This window comes from Pseudomonas serbiensis, assembly GCF_030580745.1.
Taxonomy (GTDB): Bacteria; Pseudomonadota; Gammaproteobacteria; order Pseudomonadales; family Pseudomonadaceae; genus Aquipseudomonas; species Aquipseudomonas serbiensis.
Window position 1 is genome coordinate 1 of record NZ_JAUQOO010000027.1, and the last position, 26,433, is coordinate 26,433.

Consider the following 26,433-nt stretch of genomic DNA (forward strand, 5'->3'; position numbering starts at 1 on the left):
ACACCCCCCCCGCCCCGCCGCGGCCGCCCCCCGCCCCGGGGGGGGGGGGGGGGGGGGCCCCCCCCCCCCCCCCCCCCCCCCCCCCCCCCCCAACAGACCCTCGTGAATCACGGGTAACGGTTTCAAGATATTCAGGGACGTCAGGATCTTGTGGAGTCCTTTCGCCTCGCAAAACAAAGCCCACTGCGGTTGCAGTGGGCTTTGGTGTAGATCAAGGCCGTATATTACTTCACGGGCGCCTCGGTCTTGGTGCCGTCCTTGTGCCAGGTGTAGACCACGAACTTGAAGTCTTTCAGGTCGCCCTTGGCATCGAATGCCAGGTCGCCGGTCGGAGTCTTGAAGGTGTTGGCATGCAGGGCAGCAGCGACTTTGTCGGTGTCTTCGCTCTTGGCTATCTTGATTGCATCGGCAATCACGGTCACCGCCGAGTAGGACGGGAACACGAACGGGCCGCTCGGATCTTCTTTCTTGGCTTTGAAGGCGTCAACCAGCGCCTTGTTGGCCGGGTCCTGGTCGAACGAGGCTGGCAAGGTGACCAGCAGGCCTTCGGAAGCATCCTGGGCGATCTGCGAGATCGAAGCGTTACCCACGCCTTCAGGACCCATGAAGCCGGCTTTCAGACCTTTTTCCTGAGACTGACGCAGGATCAGGCCCAGTTCAGGGTGGTAGCCGCCGTAGTAGACGAAGTCGACGTTGGCTTGCTTCATCTTGGCGATCAGCGAAGAGAAGTCCTTGTCGCCAGCATTGATGCCCTCGAACAGAGCGACTTTGACGCCGTCTTTTTCAAGGGTCTGCTTGACGGCAGTGGCGATGCCTTCACCGTACTGCTGCTTGTCGTGGATGACGGCAACGACTTTCGGCTTGACCTGCTTGGCAATGTACTCGCCTGCGGCCGGGCCTTGAGCGCTGTCCAGACCGATGGTGCGGAACACCAGCTTGTAGCCACGGGAAGTGATGTCCGGGCTGGTAGCCGCTGGAGTCACCATGATGATGCCTTCGTCTTCGTAGACGTCCGAAGCCGGTTGAGCCGAGCTGGAGCACAAGTGGCCGATGACGAACTTCACGCCGTCGTTGACGATCTTGTTGGCCACGGCAACCGCTTGTTTCGGGTCGCAGGCATCGTCGTATTCAACCGCTTCAAGCTTCTTGCCATCAACGCCGCCCTTGGCGTTGATCTGCTCGATGGCCATTTTCGCGCCGCTGAACTGCATGTCGCCGTACTGAGCGACTGCGCCGGTCTTTGGACCTGCGATGCCGATCTTGATGGTGTCGGCTGCGAACGAATGGCTGGCAACTCCCGCCATAACCAATGCGGCAAACAGCTTCGAAAGCTTCTTGGTACCCTTAGTCATGATGCTCCACTCTTGCGTTGTAGTTTTTATAATCCTGATGGCTAAAGCTGCAGGATCGGACTTGATGACCGATCGCCTCCCCACTCTGCCAACTGTACCGGAACAGTTTAGAGCGCCGGTCGATGGCTTGAAAAGCTGGGTGCGGGGAAGGAAATCGATGGATGTCGCTTAATCGAAAGAAAGTTACATAATCCAACCATTTAAGCCCATGAATTCGACCCCCATTTCATGGACTCCCATATAACTCTGTTGCGATCAATGGCATACATCCGGGCTTGTCTGCGGAAAAGGCAGCGCTATCATTGCGCCGATTTTTCTTTTGGTGAAACCCATGACGCAAGAACCTAGCACCCTCTATGCCAAACTGCTTGGCGAAACCGCTTCGATTACCTGGAAAGAATTGCAACCATTCTTTGCCAAGGGTGCCCTGTTGTGGGTCGAGGAACCGCTGGATCTGATCGAAGTTGCCGAGGCTATGGCCGAAAATGACGCCAGCAGGGTTTCCGCCTGGCTGACCAGCGGACAGGTCGGCAAGGTGTCTGAGTCAAAGGCGATGGAACTTGTGGAAAGCGATCCGCTGCTTTGGGCCGTAGTGGTAGCGCCCTGGGTACTGATCCAGAACAAGGCGGCCGACTAGCTCGCGCACTGCAATGGTGCCTTCGCGACGCAATAGGCCCGCGAAGGCACACCCTCATCAGTATTCGGTTCTGCCCGTGTACTGATTGAGCGAGATGACGCGGGTCTTGCCGATACGGTGGCGGTAGATCTCGCGCAGGTACTTGATAGCCTTCTTCACGCTTTCGCGAGAGATCCGGATATCGTTGATCGAGACGAACCTGGATTTCTCATCGATCAGCTCACGATACTTCTTCTCGTACATCGGCTTGATCGCATACCAGTTGGTATCGAGGATCTTGGCCGGGTTTTCGTACTCGTTGAGCAGATCGTCGATACGCTCCTCGTCGAACTCCTCGCTCATGATGAAATCGATGATCGAGTTATCCAGCGTGTCATCGAAGCGGAATGGAGTCTTCGCGAAGCAGCGCTTGATGAACGCCACGATCAGGGTCAGAAAGTCGTCCGACAGGCACGGGCTTTTCGCGATCAGCGTGGTCAGCGACAGGTTGGCCGAAGCGCCGATGACCAGCGCGTAGCGCTTGAGCGTGGTGTTGGGGAACAGGCTGTTGAGGTGAGTCTTGAGCCGGTTCAGGTCCATATAGGACAGCTTGTAGTCCTTGGGCAGCGAGACGATGGAAACCACCGACGAGCAGTTCTTGAAGAAGTGCAGGTCGTGCAGCGCCGCAGCGTCATAGCCCGAGGTCTTGTATTGATCGAGGGCCGAGCGATAGCGGCGTGACTCGATGGGCAACAGGCTGATGCCTTCGATGGCCTGAGTGACCTTGTTGAAGTGTGGCAGGTCGATGGAGCGGAAGAACAGATCGTCGATGTTCAGGCGTGGTGGATCTTTCTCGAACACCTTGAACTTGTCCGAACCCGGCGCGGGTGTTTCCGGCACCACGGATTCTGCATAGGCAATCGCCACCGGGCCTGCGAGGCTCATGAACAGGTCGTTCGCATCCAGGCGAATGGTTTCGCCGATGTCGATCCCGGCACGCCGGAAATAGTTCTGGTCGTAGTCGGTGGTGACGGCCTGAGCGGTCAGAATGTTGAAGATCTGCTGCGAGATGTACTGGTTGGCGTGACGCTCCATGGCGTTGACGTCGATATTCTCGATGTTGCCGTCATCGCTCTCTTCGGCGTAACGCATGATGTCGTTGGAGATCAGCATCATTGCGTTCCATGGCCGGATACGGCCCATCACGCTGGCTTCGCTGCTGTCTTCATTCTCGAAGTTGTACGAGAAGTCCCATTCTTCAGCCAGATACTTGCAGAGCAGGCGTCCAGCGTTGATGTGCAGGGCTTCGGACATTTCGCTGCGGTGGTCCGAGATGTTCGGCAGTACGCAGATGCCGCTGGTGAAGATCGGCTCGAACACAAAGGAGCGGCCGCGCTTGCTGTCGTTTTCGTTGGTAGGCCGGGTATCGAACGTCTTGTTCATGTACGAGTATTGCTGGGCCAGCCCGAACTCCGAAGCCATGCCCGAACCGGTACCGCCGCCGGCACTGAAGATGTAGAAATACAGGCGTGACTGGTTGGCCTTGATCCCGCAGGAATCTATCAGGTACGAGTGGATCAGCTTCCAGTCGGGGCTGGAGAAGTGGCTGGTGTCCTTGTTCAGGATGATCTTGGCCAGATACTGGCCCAGGATCGGGGCGTTGCCCGCACCACCTGCATGGACTTCGGACAGGTCCATGATCTTCATTTTGCTGTAGTCGCTGATAAAGCCGTTTTTCTCGCCCTTGCGGGAGAAGCGGATGCGTCCGGCAATGTCTTTGTCCAGATCGCCCAGCATCACCAGAGGCTCGACCAGAAACACCGGCTTGCTTGCCTTGTTCTGTACCAGGCGCAGGTTATTGCGAATCCAGCGGCCAGGGTTGTAGCTCTTTTCGTTGGCAAGCCGGTCTTCGTTGTTGAACTGATTGAGGTAGAACTTGCGCGCGTTGTAAACCAGTTCGGCTACATCCAGCGCAATGTTGGAGCCACAACGACCCAGACCGATCAGGCATACGGAGGGAAACTGCTGGTCCCGGCGCATGGCGTTTTCTTCGACATGGGGCGAGGGCGGGAAAACCATGTCTCGCAGGCCGTCGAGATTATCGAGAATCCGGTCGGTGTCTGTTTCGGTGAAGTACATGTATTGCTGGGTGGGAGTGCTCTGGGTGCGATAAGCGCGGCTATTGGCTGCCACTTTATCGTTCTGGTTGTTATAGACGGTCTCGGCTACCACATCTGAAGTATTGATTTTTTTAGTCATCGTGCGCCATTGGTCTGGAAAGGATGGCCGCTCGATAAACAGCATCGGGCCATCTCAAAGGAAGAAAGAACGACATTCAGCGCTGCTGACAAGACACGGGAGTCCCTTGTCATGGGTACTGAATCGGCATGGCCTTCTGGTTCTTTAATCCGACCAACGGGAGCGTTTTGTGCGGCTGGCGTTACGCATTTGCAGGTTTTCACTGCCGGGCAGTTCACTGAAAAGGTCGAGTGAGTAGGGGGTGTCTTTATCCAGATCCCTGCTTTCAAGCATGAGCGCGTTTGGCAACAGGCTCGCAGGTTCGCGCTGGTTCATCTGCTTGACCAGAGGCAGCAAGCGTTCCAGGGGTTGAGGCTTGCTGAAAAGATAGCCTTGCACATAGTCGCATCCGTACTGGCTGAGGAACTCCAGTTGTGCCGGGGTTTCCACGCCTTCTGTGACGACTTTCAGGCGTAATGTGTGAGCCATGACGATAATCGCCTGAACAATTTCCATGTCCTGCGGCGATTGGGGAATGTCGATGATGAACGAGCGGTCGATCTTCAGGGTGTCCAGCGGCAGGCGTTTCAGATAGGCAAGTGATGAGTAGCCGGTGCCGAAGTCGTCGATGGAAAGCGATACGCCCAGGCTGCGAATGTGCTTGAGCATCAAGATGGTATTGCTGATGTTGCCCATCAGGGCGTTTTCGGTCACTTCCAGTTCCAGGCGACCAGGGGAAACATTGGCTTCACTCAAAGCCTGCTCGACTTCATCGGCCAGTTCATCCCTGGCCAGATTGAGTGCCGAGCAGTTCACGGCAATGATCATCTTGTCGAACCCGTCCAGACGCAGGGCGCCCAGATCCTTGCAGGCACGGCGCAATACCCAGTTATCAAGCTCGGCGATCAGCCCGTTGGCTTCGGCAATGCCGATGAAACGGTCGGGTATGAGCAAGCCATGTTGCGGATGATGCCAGCGCACCAGCGCTTCAAGTTTGGCCACATGCCCGGTTCGCAGGTCGACGATGGGTTGGTAGTAAACCTGCAGGCCGGTCTCTTCGCGCAAGGCATTGCGCAGCTCTTCCTCAAGATGCAGCTCCAGGCTGGCTTTGGTCTTGAGGGCCGGGCTGAAGAAATTGACCCGGTTACGGCCGTTGCCCTTGGATTGATAAAGCGCCAGATCCGCGTGCTTGAGCAGTTCGTCGCAGGTTGAACCGTCACGGGGGAAGACCGCGATACCGATACTGGTGGTCATCACCATGCGCCGGCCTGCCAGCGCGATGGTTTCCTTCATCTTTTGCATGACCCGATAAGCCAGATGCCGCGCCTCTTCGTAGTCGGGAATACTGAGCAGGATGCAGAACTCATCGCCGCCGAACCGGGCGACCACATCCTGTATCCGCGTTGCGCTGCGGATACGTTCGGCAATTACCTTGAGCAGTTCATCCCCGGCGTCATGGCCCAGGCTGTCGTTGATGCGCTTGAAATGGTCGATATCCAGAAACATCACGGCCAGCATGCCATTGCTGACACTGTGCTCCAGCAGTTTCTCCCCGAATATCTGGTTGAAGCCGCGCCGGTTGATCAGGTTGGTCAGAGGGTCGTAGTGCGCAACCTGCTGCAAGGAAACACGGGCCTGATCCAGTTGGCTGAGCAGGGCGTTGACCCGTTGCAGGTCATGCTCCTTGCTTTGCAGCTTCTTGTCGGCCATCGCGGCACTGATGCTCCCGGCGATGATCAGCAAGGTAATGATTGCGATGGTCAGGCCCAGTTGCTGGCTGTTTTCGGTATTGGGTATCTGTAATTGCGCTTCGAGGGGCAGCACCAGTTGCAGTGCTTCCATTCCCATCAGGTGCATGGTCAACAAGCCTGCGCCGAGCAACAGGCTGACGCCGTACCTGAACATCTGATGAAACATCCCGCTGTGGTGGCGCAGGTGCCTGGAAAGGGTCAACAGCGCCAGACTGGCCACGATGGCGACCAGAACCGACAGGGCGAACATGCCCGGTTCGTAATACTGGGTGGCATCGGACTGCATTGCCGCCATGCCGACGTAATGCATGGCGCTGATCGCCAGCCCCATGATCAGGGAGGTGAGCAGGCAACGCTTGAGGGTCAGGGTTTCCATGCTCAGCGCCTTGACCGCGAACAGGCCGGCGACCAGCACGATCAGCAGGGACGAAACGGTGATGGGCAGGTCGTAGCTGATTTTCAGCGGGGCCTGGAAAGCCAGCATGCTGATGAAATGCATGGCCCAGATACCGCCGGCCAGGCAAAGCGCAGCCAGAGCCTTCCAGACACGACGGCTCTTTGTCGCCTCGACCTGAATGACCCGGTCCGCAATATCCAGTGTTGCAAAACAGGCTGCGCACGCCACCCCGTAGGCTAGCGCTACCAGAAACAAGTTATGACTGCAGTTGATCAGTAATTGCCCGTTTGCCGGGAAGCCGACAAACATATTCAAACCGAGCCATTCCATAGCGAGCCCTATTGTTCACTACCAGGGTTCACCAAGGCGCTAAGCCTGGCGAATAGTGGTGAGTATAGAGGCTGTAAAAAACCTGCCAGTGTCAACACTCAAAAAAATGGAATTGACTCAATAACCAATGGTTATAAAAAGCCGGATTTCAATATTTCCGGCCTTTTACGAATGTTTACAGTCGGTTTGGCAGAGGGGCTCTAGAGTAGACAGAAAAAAGGGATGGATGCCTCATGAACAACACCCCGACAGACAACTCTATTCAGGCCTCCAATGCCTGGCGTGTCTTGTTTCTGCTATTTCTGGCCAACCTGTTCAACTTCTTCGATCGAGCGATTCCGGCGATTATCACCGAGCCCATTCGCAAGGAATGGCATCTGAGTGATTTCCAGCTGGGACTGCTGGGCACGGCGTTCACCCTGGTCTATGCGATTGCCGGCTTGCCTCTTGGGCGAATGGCCGACACCGGTTCGCGCAAGAAACTCATGGGTTGGGGGCTTGCTGTCTGGAGCGGGCTGACGGCGGTCAACGGGATGGCCAACAGTTTCTGGACGTTCCTGCTGGTGCGCATGGGCGTCGGGATCGGCGAAGCCAGTTATGCGCCAGCGGCCAACTCATTGATCGGTGATCTGTTCCCGGCCCATCGTCGCTCACGGGCCATAGGCATTTTCATGCTGGGCCTGCCGTTGGGGCTTCTGCTGGCGTTCTTTACAATCGGCGCAATGGTCAAGGCGTTCGACAGCTGGCGGGCGCCATTCTTTATTGCAGCGGTGCCCGGCCTGATTCTGGCGGTGTTCATCTTCTTTATTCGTGAGCCCAAGCGTGGCGCTGCCGAAAGTGTGCAGATGTCCGAGGAGAAGATCGAAAAGCCGGTTCGCCGGGTGTTGTCGATCCCGACCTTTTGCTGGCTGGTCCTGGCCGGGCTGACTTTCAACTTCGCGACCTATGCCTGCAACTCGTTCATGGTGCCGATGCTGCAACGCTACTTTCAGGTGTCCTTGCAGGAAGCGGCTGTGGCAACCGGGATCATTGTCGGCGTCACCGGCCTGGTCGGCCTGACACTGGGCGGCCTGATCGCGGACAAACTGCACCAGCGCTCGCCTAACGGGCGGCTGCTGTTTGCGGCGTTCAGCATGCTGGTCGCCACGTTGGCAACGGGCTATGCCTTGCACGCGGGACGGGTCGAGATCGGCGTGTTTGTCGCGGTATTCAGCATAGGCTGGCTGTTTGCCTATAACTTCTATACCTGTGTCTACACCGCCATCCAGGACGTGGTGGAACCGCGCCTGCGGGCGACGGCCATGGCGTTGTTCTTTGCCGGGTTATACCTGTTGGGTGGAGGGCTTGGGCCGGTAGTGGTCGGCTGGCTGTCGGATCACTATGCCCATGAAGCGATGACGCTGGCGGGAGCTGTGCAGATGGATGAAAGCTTCAAGGCCACCGGGTTGCACGATGCGATGTACCTGATCCCGGTTACCCTGGGCATGACCCTGGTGTTTCTGCTGCTGGCAACCCGTTGTTTCACCAGAGATGCCAAGCGGATGACGGACAGGATGGTGAGTCCTGTGTAGGTGTGCCTTTCGCGAATGAATTCGCTCCTACCGGGGCGTAGGGGCGAATTCATTCTCGAGCAGGCTATCAGCCAGCCACCAGCACCCGAATCGCTTCCAGGCGCAGTGCTGCTTTTTCAAGCATTGCCAGGCCTTGTTCGCGTTGGCTGCGCAGGGCGACCAGTTCGCTGTCGCGTACGGTCGGGTTGACGGCTTGCAAGGCAGTCAGACGCGCCAGTTCTTCTTCGGTATCGGCTGCCAGACGACGTTGTGCCTCGGCCACGCGCTCGGCGTGTTTCGGGGCGATCTTTTCTTCACCGGCGTTGATCTTGGGCGTCAGCACGTCGCGCTGTGCCTGGATGAACTTGTTGGCGCTGGCCCGTGGCACGCTTTCCAGTTGATCGTTCAAGGTGCTGAACGAGACGCGGCTGGCCAGATCGTTGCCGTTTGCATCCAGCAGGCAGCGCAGTGCAGCAGGCGGCAGGTAGCGACCCAGTTGCAGGGAGCGCGGTGCGACCACTTCGCTGACGTAGATCAGTTCCAGCAGCACGGTGCCAGGCTTGAGCGCCTTGTTCTTGATCAGCGCCACCGAGGTGTTGCCCATCGAGCCGGACAGCACCAGATCCATGCCGCCCTGAACCATCGGGTGTTCCCAGGTGATGAACTGCATGTCTTCGCGAGACAGCGCCTGATTGCGGTCGTACGTGATGGTCACGCCTTCGTCGTCGCCCAGCGGGAAGCTGGCGTCGAGCATTTTTTCGCTCGGCTTGAGGATCAGGGCGTTTTCCGAATGGTCTTCGCTGTCGATACCGAAGGCGTCGAACAGGGTTTCCATGTAGATCGGCAGGGTGAACTGATCGTCCTGTTCCAGAATCGCTTCCACCAGCGCCTCGCCTTCGCCAGCGCCACCGGAGTTGAGTTCCAGCAGACGGTCACGGCCGGTATGCAGTTCGCTTTCCAGACGCTCACGCTCGGTACGGGCTTCGTTGATCAGGCTCTGCCATTCATCGTCGTCACCGCTTTCCAGCAACGGCAGCAGGCGCGGGCCGAACTGGTGTTGCAGGGCGTTGCCGGTCGGGCAGGTATTGAGGAAGGCATTGAGCGCTTCGTGATACCACTGGAAAAGACGCGCTTGCGGGCTGGTTTCCAGGAATGGCACGTGCAGCTCGATGGTGTGTTTCTGGCCGATACGGTCCAGACGGCCGATACGCTGCTCCAGCAGGTCCGGGTGCGATGGCAGGTCGAACAGCACCAGATGATGGGAGAACTGGAAGTTGCGGCCTTCACTGCCGATTTCCGAACAGATCAGAACCTGCGCGCCGAATTCTTCATCGGCGAAATAGGCCGCTGCGCGGTCGCGCTCCAGAATGTTCATGCCTTCATGGAACACGGTTGCCGGGATGCCGGAGCGCACACGCAGCGCGTCTTCCAGATCCATGGCGGTTTCGGCGTGGGCGCAGATGACCAGCACCTTGACGCGCTTGAGCATCTTGAGTGTGTCGATCAGCCAGTCGACCCGCGGATCGAAGCGCCACCAGCGTTCTTCTTCGGTGATCTCCGGTTGCGACTGGAAGCTGACTTCCGGGTACAGATCGGCATGCTCGCCCAGCGGCAGTTCCAGATATTCGGCAGGGCAGGGCAGCGGATACTGATGCAACTGACGCTCAGGGAAACCCTGCACGGCTGCGCGGGTATTACGGAAAAGGACCCGGCCGGTGCCATGGCGATCCAGCAGTTCGCGGATCAGGCGCGCCTTGGCTTCTTCATCGCCAGCGTTCACGGCGCTCAGCAGGGTTTCGCCTTCGGCACCCAGGAAACCATGAATGGTCTTGTGCGCACTGGCCGACAGTTTGCCTTTGTCCAGAAGCTCCTGCACGGCTTCGGCTACCGGGCGATAGTTCTCGCTTTCGGCACGGAAGGCTTGCAGGTCATGGAAGCGGTTCGGGTCCAGCAGGCGCAGACGGGCAAAGTGGCTGTCCTGGCCCAGTTGTTCCGGGGTTGCGGTCAGCAGCAGGACGCCGGGAATGACTTCGGCCAGTTGCTCGACCAGCGAGTATTCGGGGCTGACCTTTTCTTCATGCCAGACCAGGTGGTGGGCTTCGTCGACCACCATCAGGTCCCAGCCCGCGGCGAACAGGGCGTCCTGGGCTTTTTCGTCTTCGACCAGCCACTCCAGCGCGACCAGCGCCAGTTGGGTGTCCTCGAAAGGGTTGCCGGCATCGCTTTCGATGAAGCGCTCCGAGTCGAACAGTGCGACCTGAAGGTTGAAGCGGCGACGCATTTCCACCAGCCACTGGTGCTGAAGGTTTTCCGGGACCAGGATCAGCACGCGGCTGGCGCGGCCGGACAGCAGTTGGCGATGGATCACCAGGCCTGCTTCGATGGTTTTACCCAGACCCACTTCGTCAGCCAGCAAGACCCGTGGTGCGATACGGTCGGCGACTTCACGGGCAATGTGCAACTGGTGAGCGATAGGTTGGGCGCGCACGCCGCCCAGGCCCCACAGGGAAGACTGCAACTGGCGGCTGGTGTGCTCAAGGGTGTTGTAACGCAGCGAGAACCACGCCAGCGGGTCGATCTGGCCGGCAAACAGGCGGTCGGTGGCCAGACGGAACTGGATGAAGTTCGATAACTGGGTTTCCGGCAGGGTGACTGCCTCGTTCTGCGCATTGAGGCCGTGGTAGACCAGCAGCCCGTCGACATCCTCGACTTCGCGCACGGTCATCTTCCAGTTCTCGAAGTGCGTAATCACATCACCCGGAGAAAAGCGTACCCGGGTCAATGGAGCATTACGCAGTGCGTACTGGCGCGTGTCGCCAGTGGCCGGATAGAGCACGGTCAATAAGCGGCCATCCTGTGCCAGAACGGTGCCTAAACCCAGCTCGGCTTCGCTGTCGCTAATCCAGCGTTGCCCCGGTTGATACTGCTGCGCCATGCTGCCTGACTCCCGCTTTTGAAAAGCCGACTATGTTAACGGAACACGCACTGAAGCCAAAGACAGGAGTGAAAAAACACCTGTTATTGGCCGTAAATCTGACAAATACGTCTCTGTGGGCACTTATTACTTAAAACATAGTCGAAAAGTTTTCCAAAATGGCCTTCAAGTCGACGGAGTGGCAGCCGAAAGCCCGATAACAGGAGACGAAAATCATGCTGCAACCGACGCTTCCGCTGAGTGTGGTACCCGTGACGTCGCAATTGGACCCGGCCAAGCGTATGCCGGACATACCACCTGTCGCACCGGTTCAACCAGGTTCCAGCGAAACCACCATCGACCTTCGCAACGAAGACACCGAGAGAAGCGCCTTGCTGCTGCGTGAAGAGCAACAACGCCAGCAGCAACAGCGTCAGCATCACGAAGAGGAGGGCGAGCCTATCGAGCATCTGGCCGTTCCCGGTACCTCCCTGAATGCCGACAACACCGTGCCTGTCGTGCCTTTGATCGACAATGAACCGCGTCAGGGCCTGTGGGTGGATGTCGAGGTTTGATGCAGGACGCATCCTCGCTGGTCATAGCCGTTGCGATTGAGCATTATTGGCCCTGATACCGAGTGTCCGAGAGCTGCGAGTCATGAGCGAAGATGAAAAGCTGATCGATCTGAATGCTGAGCGCGCCAAGCGTGTTCACGACCTGAACGATAAACGCCTTAATGAAGTGCGCAACGCCTTTGAACAGGCCATGCCATTGAGTGGCAAGAAAAAGCCCGGCAAGAAACCGAAAAAACGCTGATACCTCCTGTTTCAGATCCCGCTTCAGATCCGTTGACCCAGATCAGTTGCCCACACGCTCACCTGCCGAGCTTATGGACAACTGATCTGGGTCAATTTCTTTGCGCGCCGTTCTGGTTAATCTAGCTCCATCGAACAGGGCAGAGCAGGAGGCGAAGTTATGTTTCTGGACAATGTGGTTGTCGCAGGGATCGTCACCGTTGGCCTGATGCTTGTTTTCTTCGCAGGCTTCGGACTTTTTATCTGGAAGGACTCGCAAAAGCGCAAGTAAAGGCTCAGGCCTTCCATAACAAGAGCACGCAAGGCATTTAGGGCGACTTCGGTCGCCCATTTTTTTGCCTGGAGAAAGCCATATGGGGCCAGGTAGGAGCGAATGAATTCGCTCCAGCTGTATCAGCCGAAGGTGATTTCCGGCAGAACGGTCAGGTCAACGGTCTGTTGCTTGCGAGGTGCCAGGATTTCCGCTTCGCCATCAACGACCAGCTCATCGTTCTGGTTGAACACGCGGGTTGCGATGCGCACGCGGAATTTCGGCAGTTTTTCCAGGATTTCCAGGCGCACGGTCAGGGTGTCGCCCAGCTTTACCGGCTTTTGAAAGCTCATTTGCTGACCGATATAAATAGTGCCCGGCCCAGGCAGCTCGCAAGCCACGGCGGCACTGATCAACGCACCGCTGAACATGCCATGAGCGATACGCTCCTTGAACATGGTCCTGGAAGCATATTCGGCATCCAGATGGACTGGATTGTGGTCGCCCGACATCGCGGCGAACAGCTGAATGTCACGCTCTTCTACCGTTTTGCTGTAGCTGGCGGTCTGGCCGACTTCAAGTGCTTCGTAAGGTGTGTTGGTGACTTGGGTCATGTGGCTGTCCTGAAAATGAAAGTTTTAAACCGGGAGGAGTCATTCAGCCCGGTGTGGACGTGGTTGTTCGAGAGCGTGCAGCAGCCAGTCGATCAAGTCACGGATAACGTCATCGCGATTGGTTTCATTGAGCAGTTCATGTCGCGCCTGGGGGTAGATTTCAAGCTGTACTGCCTGATGACCTGCCTGCCCCAATGCATGAGCAAGATCTCTCAGACGCTTCCCATTGCTCACCGGATCACATTCACCACCAATAATCAGTAATGGCAGGCCCTGATCGATCTGTTTCAGGTTGGAAGGCTTGCTGATTTTCTGCAGCCCGCCGAGCAGGTCGAACCATAACTGATTGGTGCAGCGGAAACCGCAAAGAGGGTCGAAAAGGTACTTGTCGACTTCCTCCGGATCACGGCTAAGCCAGTCGAATCGTGTGCGTGCCGGTTTGAATGCCTTGTTGAACGAGCCGAACGACAGCCACTCGATCAGGGCGCTGCGACCTTTTGGTCCCTGACGCAAACGTTCCAGCCGGGCGATCTGGCGAGCGCTGCGATAGAGAGAAACCGGCTGGAAGTTCGAGCCACTGAGAATCGCACCTTGCAGGCTGGCGCCATGGTGCATCAGGTAGGCCTGAGCGATGTAGCTGCCCATGCTGTGGCCCATCAGGAACAGCGGCAGGCCCGGGTGTTTCTGGCCGATGGCCTGACTCAGAGTTGCCAGGTCGCCGACTACCTTGCTCCAGCCGTCTTCATCGGCGTAGTGACCCAGTTCGCCTTGCGAGGCCGTCAGCCCGTGTCCGCGCTGGTCATGGGCATAGAGTGCGAAGCCTGCCGCGTTCAATGCGGCGCCCAGTCTTGCATAACGTCCACTGTGCTCGGCCATTCCGTGAGACAGCATCACAACGGCTTTCGGCTTTTGCGCCGGTAGCCAGGCATTGACGTGGAGGCGACTGTGATCACTGGCATCAAGCCAGAAGGCTTCGTGGTTCATGGCAATTTCCCGAGTCTGGATCGATGCCCGAATGAGGTGTCCATTCAGTGTATCGCCGATGACAAACGCCAGTCTGCCCGACTGCAAAAATCACGTAGTCATCATTTCAGGCTGGCGTGCGGGGTGGGTGTCGCGATGATCGGGGAGGTGTCCGGGGAGGATGTTTCGTGGTGTGCGCCGAGTGTTTGGCCCAGTGTTTCCGGTTTGATTTGCAATAAATAGAATCATTGCTCTAAAAATGACCTTTTGTTATTCAAGAGTCATTATTGTGACTGGTCAGGGCTTTTTTGCCTCTAGGCGGCCTCTGGCAAAGCTGCTACTCTCGGCCCGCTTTCTGCCCAGTCATGAAGCGGAAAAAGCGGGAAACAGCATAATTCCAAAACACAAAAAAATCATCGCGTACAGCGGTGTGAAGAATTCGCTATCGCTACGGAGCTGGCTTGCATGATCGAGAACTTCTGGAAGGATAAATACCCGTCCGGTATCGCTACCGAGATCGATCCTGATGAGTATCCAAACGTCCAGGCGGTATTGAAGCAGTCTTGTCAGCGCTTCGCCAATAAACCGGCCTTCAGCAACCTGGGCAAGACCATTACCTATGGCGAGCTGTATGAGCTCTCGGGTGCTTTCGCTGCCTGGCTTCAACAGCATACCGACCTGCAACCGGGCGACCGTATTGCGGTCCAGTTGCCCAACGTCCTGCAATATCCAGTAGCAGTATTTGGAGCCATGCGGGCTGGCCTGATCGTGGTCAACACCAACCCGCTGTACACCGTGCGGGAAATGGAACACCAGTTCAATGACTCCGGAGCCAAGGCACTGGTCTGTCTGGCGAACATGGCGCATCTGGCCGAGAAGGTCGTGCCCAAGACCCAGGTCAAGCACGTCATCGTCACCGAAGTCGCCGACCTGCTGCCGCCGCTCAAGCGCCTGCTGATCAATAGCGTCATCAAGTACGTCAAGAAGATGGTGCCGGCCTATCACCTGCCCAACGCCATCAGGTTCAACGACGTCCTGAGCAAGGGCCGTGGCCAGCCTGTCAATGAAGCGTCGCCCGACAACAACGATGTTGCGGTGCTGCAATACACCGGCGGCACCACGGGCGTGGCCAAGGGCGCGATGCTTACCCACCGCAACCTCATCGCCAACATGCTGCAATGCAAGGCGCTGATGGGCTCCAACCTGCATGAAGGTTGCGAGATCCTCATCACGCCGCTGCCGCTGTACCACATCTATGCCTTCACCTTTCACTGCATGTCGATGATGCTTATCGGCAACCACAACATCCTGATCAGCAACCCTCGCGATCTACCGGCGATGGTCAAGGAGTTGTCGAAGTGGAAGTTCAGCGGTTTCGTGGGGCTCAACACCCTGTTCGTTGCGCTGTGCAATAACCAGGAGTTCCGCAACCTGGACTTCTCCAGCCTTAAAGTCACGCTGTCTGGCGGTATGGCGTTGCAACTGGCAGTGGCCGAGCGCTGGAAGGAAGTCACCAATTGCTCGATCTGCGAAGGTTACGGCATGACCGAAACCAGCCCGGTGGCGACGGTCAACCCCATCAGCAACATCCAGATAGGCACCATCGGTATTCCCGTGCCTTCGACCCTGTGCAAGGTCATCGACGATGCGGGCAACGAGTTGCCATTGGGTGAAGTGGGCGAACTGTGTGTCAAAGGCCCTCAGGTCATGAAGGGCTACTGGCAGCGCCAGGAAGCCACCGACGAAATGCTCGATGCCGAAGGCTGGCTCAAGACGGGCGACATCGCGATTATCCAGCCCGATGGCTACATGCGTATCGTCGATCGCAAGAAAGACATGATTCTGATCTCGGGTTTCAACGTCTACCCCAACGAGCTGGAAGATGTGCTGGTAGGCTTGCCGGGCGTACTGCAATGCGCAGCCATTGGTGTACCGGACGAAAAATCCGGCGAAGCGATCAAGGTTTTCGTGGTCGCCAAACCTGGCGTCACCTTGACCAAAGAGCAGGTCATGGAGCACATGCGCGCCAACCTGACCGGCTACAAGGTACCGCGCAGCGTCGAGTTCCGGGATGTTCTGCCGACCACCAACGTCGGCAAGATCCTGCGCCGCGAACTGCGTGACGAAGAGCTGAAAAAGCTGGGCGTCAAGAAGTAAGTCTGCTCCTTGTAATGCCGATCAGTTAAGGTCAATAAATCACTTTGTGGGAGGCAGCTTGCTGGCGACTTCAGCGTACGACGCAGAATATCTGCCAGTTTCAGGCTTTTTTCGCCAGCAAGCTGCCTCCCACACGTGTTGTTTGTGCCTTGACTGATCGGCATTACTCCTTGTGATTGCGTGACAGCGCCGAGGCAGCGGTTGATCTCCCACGTCATTCGCAAAAGCATCCCCCCTGCAAATCTGCGACAATCCGCGCTCCGCATCTGCAAAAAGACCCTGCGCGCCTGATGACCGAAGAATCTCCCTCCGTCGACCAACTGCTGAAAAACCTCGATCACGCGATGATCAGCGATCGCCATCGTTTGCGTCGTCAACTGCATGAGCTGCGCAAGAAGCCTGACGAAGCGAAGCTGGCGCAGTGGGTGGAGAAGGTGCAGGCGTCTTTTGCTCAGGTGACTTCGCGGCGCGATAGCGTGCCGGTGATCCGTTATGACGAAAACCTGCCGATTGCCGCCAAGCGCGATGAAATCAAGGAAGCGCTGCTCAAGCATCAGGTACTCATCATTGCCGGTGAGACCGGTTCGGGTAAAACCACCCAGTTGCCCAAGATCTGCCTGGAAATCGGTCGCGGCCAGCACGGTCTGATCGGCCATACCCAGCCCCGCCGTATCGCGGCGCGCAGCGTTGCCAGCCGGGTTGCGGAAGAACTGGCCACGCCCTTGGGCGCACTGGTCGGTTATCAGGTGCGCTTCGAGGATCAAAGCGACAGCAATACCCTCATCAAGCTGATGACCGACGGCATCCTGCTGGCTGAAACCCAGCATGACCGCTTTCTGGAACGCTACGACACCATCATCGTCGACGAAGCCCACGAACGCAGCCTGAACATCGACTTCCTGCTGGGCTATCTGAAAACCCTGCTGCCGCGTCGCCCGGACCTCAAGGTGATCATCACCTCCGCCACCATCGACCTGCAGCGTTTCTCCGAGCACTTCGACAAGGCGCCCATCGTCGAAGTGTCCGGTCGCACCTTCCCGGTGGAAACCTGGTATCGCCCTCTGACCAGCGAACAGGACGAAGAAGGCAATAGCGTCGAAGAGGACCTGACAGTCGATCAGGCGATTCTGGCCACACTGGATGAGCTGGCGGCTTTCGAGCGCAGCGAACGCAAGAGCCCCGGTGATGTGCTGGTGTTTCTGCCCGGCGAGCGAGAGATCCGTGACGCGGCGGAAGTGCTGCGCAAGGCTCAACTCAAGCACACGGAAATTCTGCCGTTGTATGCGCGCCTGTCGCCCGCCGAACAGCAGCGGATTTTCCAGTCGCACCCTGGGCGGCGCGTGGTGCTGGCGACCAACGTCGCCGAGACTTCCCTGACAGTGCCGGGCATTCGTTATGTGATTGATACCGGTACTGCGCGCATCAGCCGCTACAGCTATCGGGCGAAGGTCCAGCGCCTGCCCATCGAAGCGATTTCCCAGGCCAGTGCCAACCAGCGCAAAGGGCGCTGTGGCCGGGTCGAGCCCGGGTTGTGCGTGCGTCTTTACAGCGAAGAGGATTTCAACGGGCGTCCTGAATTCACGGACCCGGAGATTCTGCGCACCAACCTGGCGGCGGTCATCCTGCAGATGCTGCATCTGCGTCTGGGGGAAATCACGGCATTCCCGTTTATCGAGCCGCCGGACGGCAAGGCCATCAGTGACGGCTTCAACCTGTTGCAGGAGCTGTCCGCCGTCAATCGCGAAAACCAGCTCACGCCGCTGGGCCGCCAGTTGGCGCGGCTACCGGTCGACCCGCGCATGGGGCGCATGCTGCTTGAAGCGGCGAAGCAGGGCAGCCTTCAGGAAGTCTTGATCGTCGCCAGCGCCATGTCGGTGCAGGATGTGCGCGAACGTCCGCCCGAGCGCCAGCAGGCTGCCGATCAGGCTCATGCGCAATGGAAGGATGCCGACTCGGACTTTGCCGGGCTGGTCAATCTGTGGCGCGGTTTCGAGGAGCAGCGCCAGGCGTTGACGGCCAGCCCGTTGCGCAACTGGTGCCGCCGCAACTTCCTCAATTACCTTCGGCTGCGCGAGTGGCGCGATTCCCATCGGCAATTGAGCCTGATCTGCCGTGACTTGCAGTTGGCGATCAACAAGGAACCTGCCGACTATCCCAAATTCCACAAGGCGATTCTCTCCGGCTTGCTGAGCCAGATCGGCCAGAAGGCGGAAGAGGGCGATTACCTGGGCGCGCGGCAGCGGCGCTTCTGGATTCATCCGTCGTCGGGGTTAGGCAAGAAGCGCCCGCAATGGCTGATGACCGCCGAACTGGTGGAAACCACCAAGCTCTATGCGCGCATGGTCGCCAAAATCGATGCCGACTGGATCGAGCCGCTGGCCGGGCATCTGGTCAAGAAAAACCACTTCGAGCCGCACTGGGAGAAAAAGCGCGGTCAGGTGGTGGCTTTCGAGCAGATCACCCTGTTCGGGCTGATCGTTGTCGGTCGTCGTCCGGTGCATTACGGCCCGGTCGATCCGGTTGTTTCCCGTGAACTGTTTATCCGCGAAGGGCTGGTGCGTGGCGATATTCAGTCCCGCGCCAAGTGTCTGAGCGCCAACACTCGCCTGCTGGAGCAACTGGACGAACTGGAAGCCAAGGCCCGCCGTCGCGACATTCTGGCCGACGAAGACACGCTCTACAGTTTCTACGAGGCGCGGATTCCGGCCGAGATTCACCAGACCGCAACCTTTGACAGCTGGTACAAGGTCAATAGCCAGAAAAATCCGCAACTGTTGATCATGCGAGAAGAGGACGTCCTGGCCCGCGAAGCCAGTGAAGTGACGGCTGCGCAGTACCCCGACACCTTGCGCCTGGGTGAGCTGAGCCTAGCACTGACTTACCACTTCGAGCCGAACCATCCCCGTGACGGTGTCACCCTGCGCGTACCGGCGCCGCTGTTGCTGTCGTTGCCGGTCGAGCGTCTGGAATGGCTGGTTCCGGGCTTGCTGGAAACCAAGTGCATTGCGCTGGTTCGCAACCTGCCCAAAGCCATCCGCAAGAACTTCGTGCCGGTGCCGGACTTCGTGAAGGCGGCCTTGCAGCGCATCACCTTTGGCGAAGGCTCTTTGCCTCAGGCATTGGGGCGTGAACTGCTGCGCATGACCGGCGCAAGAGTGGCGGACGAAGCCTGGGCCGAAGCGGCTCAGCAGCTTGAAAACCACTTGAAAATGAATCTGGAAATCCTCGACGGCAGCGGCAAGTTCCTTGGCGAGGGGCGTGATCTGGCCGAGCTGACGGCGCGTTTTGCCGAGGCCAGCCAGGCAGCACTGGCAGTGCCGCAAAGCGCGAAAAGTCAGCAGCCGGTGGAGGCCAAGGTATTTGCCCCGGTGGCTCAGAAGACTCAGCAAAACATTGCCGGCCTGTCGATGACGGTGTATCCGGCTCTGGTGGAAGAGGCGGGCACGGTCAAGGAAGGGCGCTTCTCGACCCAGGCCGAGGCTGAGTATCAACATCGCCGGGCCTTGCAGCGCTTGCTCTTGCAGCAATTGGCAGAGCCGGCCAAGTTCCTGCGCAGCAAGTTGCCGGGGCAAACCGAGCTGGCCTTGTTGCATCGCGAGCTTGGGCGTATCGATGCGCTGGTGGAAGACATTCTGCTGGCGAGCCTCGACACGTGCATCCTGGAAGGCGAAGCGGAGCTGCCCCGTGACGGCGCAGGTCTGCTGTCGCTGGCCGAGCGCAAGCGTGGCAACTGGACCGAGCATGCAGAGCGTCTGGCAAAGCTGACCCTGGAGATTCTCAAGCTCTGGCACGGCCTGCAAAAGCGCTTCAAGGGCAAGATCGACCTGTCCCAGGCTGTGGCGTTGAACGACATCAAGTCCCAGTTGGGGCAACTGGTCTATCCGGGCTTCGTGCGCGAAACCCCTGCCCAGTGGCTCAAGGAACTGCCGCGTTATCTGAAGGCTATCGAAATCCGTCTGGAAAAACTGCCGGGTCAGGTACAGAAGGACCGGGTCTGGAGCATCGAACTCTCCGGCCTGTGGGCGCAATATCAGGCCCGCGCCTCCAAACATGCCCAGGAAGGCAAGCGCGATCAGGAACTGGTGGTCTACCGCTGGTGGCTGGAAGAATATCGCGTGTCCCTGTTCGCGCAGCAACTGGGCACCCGAATGCCCGTATCGGACAAGCGTCTGAGCAAGCAGTGGAGTCAGGTGGAAGCCTGAGAACACGATTCCTGTACAAACCGTAGGACCGGATTTATCCGGGAAGGCATTCTCTCTGCCGATGAAGAGGCTCTGGAAGTACAGACCTCTTCCCGGATAAATCCGGTCCCACACAGATTGCGTACCGTTCCCGGTCGCCTGACTAGCGCCAAACCCCCGCCGTTATGGCACACTTCGCGCCTTGCCTTGAAGTGTGCCTCGGGGTGTTGTCCTGCCCCCGCAGGCTGTTTTTACATGCGTATTGGTACGCTGGTTCCAATAAGTTGTTGGCCGCCACTTACCGTACTACTACCAGCAACATTCATAAGAGAGGAACGACCGTGCACAACGTCGTCATCAGCGGCACAGGCCTGTACACCCCGGCCAACAGCATCTCAAACGAAGAGCTGGTGCAGTCTTTCAATACCTATGTCGCCCAATTCAATAGCGAGAACGCAGCCGCCATCGAGCGTGGTGAAGTCGAGGCGCTGAGCGAGTCCAGTGCAGCCTTCATCGAAAAGGCCTCGGGTATCAAGAGCCGTTTTGTGATGGACAAGCAAGGCATCCTCGATCCGCAGCGCATGAAGCCGAATCTGCCGGAGCGCTCCAATGACGAGTGGTCGATTCTCTGCCAGATGGGCGTGGCCGCTGCCGAGCAAGCCTTGCAGCGCGCAGGCAAGACTGCAGCCGATATCGATGGCGTGATCGTCGCCTGTTCCAATCTGCAACGCGCTTACCCGGCCATTTCCATCGAAATCCAGTCAGCCCTCGGTGTGCAGGGCTATGGCTTCGACATGAACGTCGCCTGTTCTTCGGCCACTTTTGGCATTCAGGCCGCCTGCAACAGCGTGCAGTTGGGTCAGGCCCGTGCGTTGCTGGTCATCAGCCCGGAAATCTGTACGGCACATTTGAATTTCCGTGACCGCGACAGCCACTTCATTTTTGGCGACGGTGCTACTGCCGTGGTTGTCGAGCGTGCCGATCTGGCTACGTCTGCGCATCAGTTCGATATCGTCAGCACCAAACTGCTGACCACCTTCTCCAACAACATCCGCAACAACTTCGGTTTTCTCAATCGGGCTTCGGATGAAGGTGAAGGTGCGCCGGACAAGCTGTTCGTTCAGGAAGGCCGCAAGGTATTCCGCGATGTCTGCCCGATGGTGGCGGAACTGGTGGGTACCCATTTGAATGAAAACGGTTTGAATGCCAGTGACGTGCAGCGTTTCTGGCTGCATCAGGCGAACCTGAGCATGAACCACCTGATCGTCAAGAAACTGCTCGGGCGCGAAGCCAGCGTCGAAGAGGCACCGGTCATTCTCGATACCTATGCCAACACCAGTTCTGCAGGTTCAGTGATTGCCTTTCATTCCTATCAGGACGACTTGCCCAAAGGCGCGCTGGGTGTGCTCAGTTCGTTCGGGGCGGGTTATTCGATTGGCAGCGTGATCCTGCGCAAGTGCTGATCACTGCCTGAAGGGCTATAGAGCCTGAAAAGAAAGACAGGCTGACATTGGCAGATCGACGGATGATGGGGATCGATATGCCAAGGCCAGCCTGTCAAAAACGAGAGCGTGTAGCTATTTACGAAACGTCGGCGAGCGGTGATCAGGCAAGGCGAAAACAGGCGAGGAACGGTCGGAGTCGCGCTCGACTTTACTGCTGTAAATGAGCATTCCGATCGGACTCGCGCACGAGCCTGTTTTCAACGCCGCATGATCGACGCGCAGCCAGTTTGCGTTAGAACTTGGCTTCTACGTCCAGCTGCAGGGTATTCACATCTGCATCACGTGGGCTGGTTGAAGTAGCGTAGTCGGCTTTGGTCAGGAAGTAAGTTGCGCCGACAGAGAAATTCTTGTCGATTTCGTAACCGACTTTGAGCTTGTGCCCGCGTGAACCTGTGGTGCCGTTGGCGAAGTCCGAGTCGGTGAAGGCGCCGACCACAGCGTTACGCTGAGTGTCGCGGTAGTTGTAGTCGAGGTTGAAGCCGAACACCTTGGTCTTCACACCGGTCAGCCAGGCAGTGTCCTGATCGTCAGTGCTGTCATTGTTGACGACGTACTGTCCATATAGAGCCAGCGGCAAGGCCAGGCCGCTGATGTCGATCTGGCCGAAACCTTCATACAGACGGAACTGGTTGGTGGTGTTGCCGTTGACGCGCAGGGCAGCACTGTCCTTGTCGTTACGGAAACCGTAGAGGCTGCCGCCCAGGGTGACTTTCAGGTCATCGGTCGGTGCGAAGCGGGCACCCAACTGGCCGGCGTACATGGTCAGGTCGTGACGGAACTGGGTGCCGTCGCCGTCGATGTTGTCCTTGAGGGTGTAGTGACCGGCGCTGCCGAACAGTTCGGTCTTGCCGCCCAGCGGCAGTTTGTAGGTGGCCGCCAGACCTTCCGGGTTGATGTCGCTATCCCAGATGACGTCGCCCATGCTGACCCATGGCTGGTTCATCTTGCCGCCGATCACGTGCAGATCCTTGACCGCAGTCGGGGCGTAGTCGATGTAGCCCAGATCCAGCCACAGATCCTTCTTGACGAAGTAGCCGTCCAGATCCTGGTTGGTGGAGCGTGCATCGCTGCTGCCGCCGGTGGCGATACGGATACCGGTGCTCACCTGAGGGTTGATTTCGGTGTAAGCACCCAGACGGGCACGGATACGCTGGCGGTCTTTGTCCTGAGCGTTGGTCTGGCCGTCGATGTTGATGGTTTCCTGACGGACGCGCACGTCACCCTTGAATTGGGTCTTGGTGGCCCAGGCGATCTTTTTCTCGAACTCGGCTTGAGAGGCAGACTTGCTCTGCTGGATATCTGCCAACGCTTGTTTCTGAGCCTGCTGGTCTTTTGCCAGTTCGGTCTGCAACTCAGCGTATTGGGCCTGATTGATCGAGCCGTTGGCCCGCAGCATGTCCAGCAGTTTAGCGTCGACTGCGGCGTTGGCGGAAACACTCATGGCCAATGCCAGGCTGCCGGAAAGGGCGGCTGCAGTACGTGTAGAAACAAGACGCATGTCAATCTCCATAACTGAATAGCGGATGGCGAAAACCATCCTTGTAAAAACCACCCAACAGGCAGGGCGCGGTGAGGGTTAGTACCCTCTGTTCTAAAAACAGGCGCCAGTATTGCGACTGGTTATTTCAGTAAGGTGGCAATACGATGGCATGTTGGTGACGATTAAAAGTCGTAAACATGCGAGCTAGAGCCTTCGCAGCAACAATTCGTGAACATTGCGTTTCGATGGGGGATACTGCTGCGTCCTTCGATCAGTCTGGAAAGCCTGCATGTCCTTACCAACCGCCAGCCTCAGTGATGTTGTGCCTGCGCACTGGGATGCGCTGGTTCCCGATGGCCAGCCTTTCCTTCGTCACGCCTTTCTCAGCGCCCTGGAAGACAGCGGCAGCCTCGGGCCTCGTTCGGGCTGGAAGGCCGAGCATTTGCTTCATTACGAGAACGGCGAACTGATTGCTGCATTGCCCGCTTACCGTAAATGGCATTCCTACGGCGAATACGTCTTCGATCACGGCTGGGCTGATGCCTGTCGGCGTGCGGGCATCGCTTACTACCCCAAACTGCTTGCGGCTGTGCCGTTCAGCCCGGTGAGTGGGGCGCGGGTCCTGGCGCAAACGCCAGAGGCCGGTCTGCAATTACTCGCGGGGTTGCCGGGCTATCTGCAAGGCGAAGGCTTGTCGAGCGCCCATGTGAACTTCACCGACCCTGCTGCCGATGCCCTGCTGAGCGCTCAGCCGGGCTGGTTGCAGCGCTATGGCTGCCAGTTCCATTGGCATAACCGTGGCTATCGGGACTTTCAGGACTTTCTCGATGCCTTGAGTTCGCGCAAACGCAAACAGATGCGCAAGGAGCGTGAGCAGGTCGCGGGGCAGGGGATCGAGTTCGAGTGGCTTGAAGGGGCGCAGATGAGCGAGGTGCTGTGGGACTTCGTTTATGCCTGCTATTCCAATACCTATGAAGTACGCGGGCAGGCGCCGTACCTGACGCGAGAATTCTTCAGCCTGCTGGCCGAGCGCATGCCCGAGGCTATTCGTGTGGTGCTGGCCCGTCAGGGCCATCGTCCGGTGGCCATGGCGTTCAGTCTTACTGGTGGCGACAGTTTCTATGGCCGTTACTGGGGATGCCTGGCGGAATTCGACCGCCTGCATTTCGAGACCTGTTTCTATCAGGGCATGGATTACGCCATCGAAAAGGGGCTGCAGCGTTTCGATGCGGGAGCGCAGGGAGAGCACAAGCTGATTCGTGGCTTCGAGCCACAGATCACCCATTCCTGGCACTACCTGCTGCATCCGGGATTGAAGGACGCCGTGAGTGACTTCCTGGAGCAGGAGCGGGTCGGCATCCTGGCTTACGCCGAGGATGCGCGAGGGGCTTTGCCGTATCGGCAGTCAGGCGTGTAGGAGCGAATTTATTCGCGAATGAATTCGCTCCTACAGGTTGTCTCAATCAACCCCTACAAACCCGCCGGTCTGATGCTGCCACAAGCGTGCATACAACCCGCCACGGGCCAGCAGTTCGGCGTGGGTGCCGGTTTCGGCTATCTGGCCTTTCTCCAGAACCACCAGACGATCCATGCGGGCGATGGTCGAGAGGCGGTGGGCGATGGCGATGACGGTCTTGCCTTGCATCAGGGTTTCCAGGCTTTCCTGAATCGCGGCTTCGACTTCCGAGTCCAGCGCTGATGTGGCTTCGTCCATGATCAGGATCGGCGCGTCCTTGAGCAGAACCCGCGTAATCGCGATGCGCTGCCGCTGACCACCGGACAGTTTCACGCCACGCTCCCCGACATGGGCATCGAAACCGGTGCGGCCTTCGGAGTCGGACAGCAGCGGGATGAACTCTTCGGCGCTGGCTTTGTGTACGGCATCCCACAGTTGCTCGTCGGTTGCGCCCGGATTGCCATACAGCAGGTTGTCGCGGATCGAACGGTGCAACAGCGACGTGTCCTGGGTGATCATGCCGATCTGTGCCCGCAGACTTTCCTGAGTAACGTCAGAGATATCCTGGCCATCGATCAGAATCTGGCCTGCCTGTACGTCGTACATGCGCAGCAGCAGGTTGACCAGTGTCGACTTGCCCGCGCCGGAAGGGCCGATCAGACCGATTTTCTCCCCCGGCCGGATATCCAGGTTGAGGTTGTGAATGATGCCGTTGCCATTGCCGTAGTGGAAATCCACACCCTCGAACTTCACGCCGCCCTTGTCGATCTTCAACTGCGGTGCGGCAGGCTTGTCGTTGACCGTGACCGGCTGCGAGATGCTTTCCAGACCGTCCTGCACGGTGCCGATGTTCTCGAAAATGCCGTTGACCACCCACATGATCCAGCCGGACATGTTAACGATACGGATCACCAGCCCCGTCGCCAGGGCGATGGCGCCCATCGAGATCAGCGACTGGGTCCAGAGCCACAGGGCCAGGCCGGTGGTGGACACGATCAGCAGACCATTCATGGTGGTGATGACCGTATCCATGGCGGTGACCACGCGGGCGGCCATCTGGGTCTTGTGGGTGTGCTCGCTGATGGCTTCGCGGGCGTACTGCTCCTCGAAGTTGGTGTGGGCAAACAGCTTGAGGGTGGTGATATTGGTGTAGCCATCGACGATCCGCCCCATGAGTTTGGAGCGCGCATCCGAGGACACCACCGAGCGCTCCTTGACCCTGGGCACGAAGTAGGCCAGTGACAGGATGTAGGCAGCGATCCAGAGCATCAGCGGAATCATCAGGCGCCAGTCCGCCTCAGCGAACAGTACCAGCGAGCTGATGGCGTAGATCAGCACATGCCACAGCGCATCCACGGCCTGCACGGCCGAATCGCGAAGGGAGTTGCCGGTCTGCATGATGCGTTGGGCGATGCGCCCGGCGAAATCGTTCTGGAAGAAGTTGATGCTCTGCTTGAGCACGTAACTGTGGTTCTGCCAGCGAATCATGTTGGTCATGCCGGGGCTGATGGTCTGATGCACCAGCAGGTCATGCAGGCCGACGAAGACCGGACGCAGCAGCAGGGTCACGATCACCATCCAGATCAGCTCGTTGCCATGGACAGTGAAGAAGTCCTTGGCCGGCGTTGTCTGGGCAAGGTCGATGATGCGGCTCAGGTAACTGAACAGCGCCACTTCGATCAGTGCGCCGATCAGCCCGACGACCAGCAGCGCGGAGAAAACAGGCCATACCTGGCGCAGGTAATAGACGTAGAACGCTAGAACGGTGTTGGGCGGGGAGGCGGTAGGTGCGTCTCGGAAGGTATCGATCAGCTTTTCAAAACGACGATAAAGCATTGGCAATGATACCCACGCAATGTGGGTT

17 protein-coding genes are annotated in these 26,433 nt (G+C 58.2%); 9 read left to right on the forward strand and 8 right to left on the reverse strand.

Annotation, left to right across the window (positions count from 1 at the left end; all coding sequences use genetic code 11):
• Positions 1 to 224: 224 nt before the first annotated feature.
• On the reverse strand, positions 225 to 1,352 hold the full coding sequence (locus Q6A51_RS24410) for a branched-chain amino acid ABC transporter substrate-binding protein (RefSeq protein ID WP_201000067.1): 1,128 nt from the start codon (positions 1,350 to 1,352) through the stop codon (positions 225 to 227).
• A 331-nt stretch (positions 1,353 to 1,683) separates the two neighbouring features.
• Between Q6A51_RS24410 and Q6A51_RS24415 the strand changes: the two genes are divergently transcribed.
• Positions 1,684 to 1,989 (forward strand): DUF2288 domain-containing protein, encoded by a 306-nt coding sequence (locus tag Q6A51_RS24415; RefSeq protein ID WP_201000066.1) that lies wholly within the window; start codon positions 1,684 to 1,686, stop codon positions 1,987 to 1,989.
• 57 nt (positions 1,990 to 2,046) lie between these two features.
• Here the strand turns inward: Q6A51_RS24415 and Q6A51_RS24420 are convergent, their stop codons facing one another.
• Both Q6A51_RS24420 and Q6A51_RS24425 read right to left on the reverse strand, forming a co-directional pair.
• Complete coding sequence (locus tag Q6A51_RS24420; RefSeq protein ID WP_405046183.1) at positions 2,047 to 4,107, reverse strand: hypothetical protein; 2,061 nt, start codon at positions 4,105 to 4,107, stop codon at positions 2,047 to 2,049.
• Between the two features lie 264 nt (positions 4,108 to 4,371).
• On the reverse strand, positions 4,372 to 6,684 hold the full coding sequence (locus tag Q6A51_RS24425) for a putative bifunctional diguanylate cyclase/phosphodiesterase (RefSeq protein ID WP_201017319.1): 2,313 nt from the start codon (positions 6,682 to 6,684) through the stop codon (positions 4,372 to 4,374).
• Positions 6,685 to 6,917: 233 nt separating this feature from the next.
• Between Q6A51_RS24425 and Q6A51_RS24430 the strand changes: the two genes are divergently transcribed.
• Positions 6,918 to 8,255 carry a spinster family MFS transporter gene (locus tag Q6A51_RS24430; RefSeq protein ID WP_201017318.1) on the forward strand — a complete coding sequence of 446 codons (1,338 nt, stop codon included), beginning with the start codon at positions 6,918 to 6,920 and terminating at the stop codon, positions 8,253 to 8,255.
• A 67-nt stretch (positions 8,256 to 8,322) separates the two neighbouring features.
• Here the strand turns inward: Q6A51_RS24430 and rapA are convergent, their stop codons facing one another.
• Positions 8,323 to 11,169, reverse strand: a complete 2,847-nt coding sequence (gene rapA / locus Q6A51_RS24435; protein WP_304575929.1) for an RNA polymerase-associated protein RapA — start codon at positions 11,167 to 11,169, stop codon at positions 8,323 to 8,325.
• A gap of 215 nt (positions 11,170 to 11,384) precedes the next feature.
• On the opposite strand from rapA, the gene Q6A51_RS24440 reads away from it, so the two are divergent.
• The 3 genes from Q6A51_RS24440 (at position 11,385) to ccoM (ending at position 12,234) form a co-directional block, all read left to right on the forward strand.
• Entirely contained in the window at positions 11,385 to 11,723 is a 339-nt protein-coding gene (locus Q6A51_RS24440; RefSeq protein ID WP_201000061.1) for an aspartate-semialdehyde dehydrogenase, read from the forward strand.
• 82 nt (positions 11,724 to 11,805) lie between these two features.
• Positions 11,806 to 11,964, forward strand: coding sequence for a hypothetical protein (locus Q6A51_RS24445; RefSeq protein ID WP_201000060.1), 159 nt, complete (start codon positions 11,806 to 11,808; stop codon positions 11,962 to 11,964).
• A gap of 159 nt (positions 11,965 to 12,123) precedes the next feature.
• The gene (gene ccoM, locus Q6A51_RS24450; protein ID WP_304575930.1) at positions 12,124 to 12,234 is read left to right on the forward strand and encodes a cytochrome c oxidase subunit CcoM; all 111 of its coding nucleotides are present in this window, start codon (positions 12,124 to 12,126) and stop codon (positions 12,232 to 12,234) included.
• Between the two features lie 122 nt (positions 12,235 to 12,356).
• Here ccoM and Q6A51_RS24455 read toward each other — a convergent pair whose 3' ends face one another.
• On the reverse strand, positions 12,357 to 12,827 hold the full coding sequence (locus Q6A51_RS24455; RefSeq protein WP_201000059.1) for a MaoC family dehydratase: 471 nt from the start codon (positions 12,825 to 12,827) through the stop codon (positions 12,357 to 12,359).
• Between the two features lie 39 nt (positions 12,828 to 12,866).
• The gene (locus Q6A51_RS24460) at positions 12,867 to 13,811 is read right to left on the reverse strand and encodes an alpha/beta hydrolase (protein ID WP_304575931.1); all 945 of its coding nucleotides are present in this window, start codon (positions 13,809 to 13,811) and stop codon (positions 12,867 to 12,869) included.
• Between the two features lie 444 nt (positions 13,812 to 14,255).
• On the opposite strand from Q6A51_RS24460, the gene fadD1 reads away from it, so the two are divergent.
• From fadD1 to Q6A51_RS24475, 3 genes are all read left to right on the forward strand, one after another.
• Positions 14,256 to 15,947 carry a long-chain-fatty-acid--CoA ligase FadD1 gene (fadD1, locus tag Q6A51_RS24465; protein ID WP_304575932.1) on the forward strand — a complete coding sequence of 564 codons (1,692 nt, stop codon included), beginning with the start codon at positions 14,256 to 14,258 and terminating at the stop codon, positions 15,945 to 15,947.
• A 290-nt stretch (positions 15,948 to 16,237) separates the two neighbouring features.
• Positions 16,238 to 20,149: an ATP-dependent RNA helicase HrpA gene (hrpA, locus tag Q6A51_RS24470; RefSeq protein ID WP_201017314.1), complete on the forward strand. Its 3,912-nt coding sequence runs from the start codon at positions 16,238 to 16,240 to the stop codon at positions 20,147 to 20,149.
• Between the two features lie 320 nt (positions 20,150 to 20,469).
• A complete protein-coding gene (locus tag Q6A51_RS24475) occupies positions 20,470 to 21,591 on the forward strand; it encodes a beta-ketoacyl-ACP synthase III (RefSeq protein ID WP_304575933.1) in 1,122 nt (373 codons plus the stop codon).
• 274 nt (positions 21,592 to 21,865) lie between these two features.
• Here Q6A51_RS24475 and Q6A51_RS24480 read toward each other — a convergent pair whose 3' ends face one another.
• Positions 21,866 to 23,131: a putative porin gene (locus tag Q6A51_RS24480; protein ID WP_201000054.1), complete on the reverse strand. Its 1,266-nt coding sequence runs from the start codon at positions 23,129 to 23,131 to the stop codon at positions 21,866 to 21,868.
• A 271-nt stretch (positions 23,132 to 23,402) separates the two neighbouring features.
• Here Q6A51_RS24480 and Q6A51_RS24485 point away from each other — a divergent pair, with 271 nt between their 5' ends.
• Positions 23,403 to 24,530: a GNAT family N-acetyltransferase gene (locus Q6A51_RS24485; RefSeq protein ID WP_201017312.1), complete on the forward strand. Its 1,128-nt coding sequence runs from the start codon at positions 23,403 to 23,405 to the stop codon at positions 24,528 to 24,530.
• A 42-nt stretch (positions 24,531 to 24,572) separates the two neighbouring features.
• Here the strand turns inward: Q6A51_RS24485 and Q6A51_RS24490 are convergent, their stop codons facing one another.
• Positions 24,573 to 26,405 carry an ABC transporter ATP-binding protein gene (locus Q6A51_RS24490; RefSeq protein ID WP_304575934.1) on the reverse strand — a complete coding sequence of 611 codons (1,833 nt, stop codon included), beginning with the start codon at positions 26,403 to 26,405 and terminating at the stop codon, positions 24,573 to 24,575.
• Between the last annotated feature and the right edge of the window lie 28 nt (positions 26,406 to 26,433).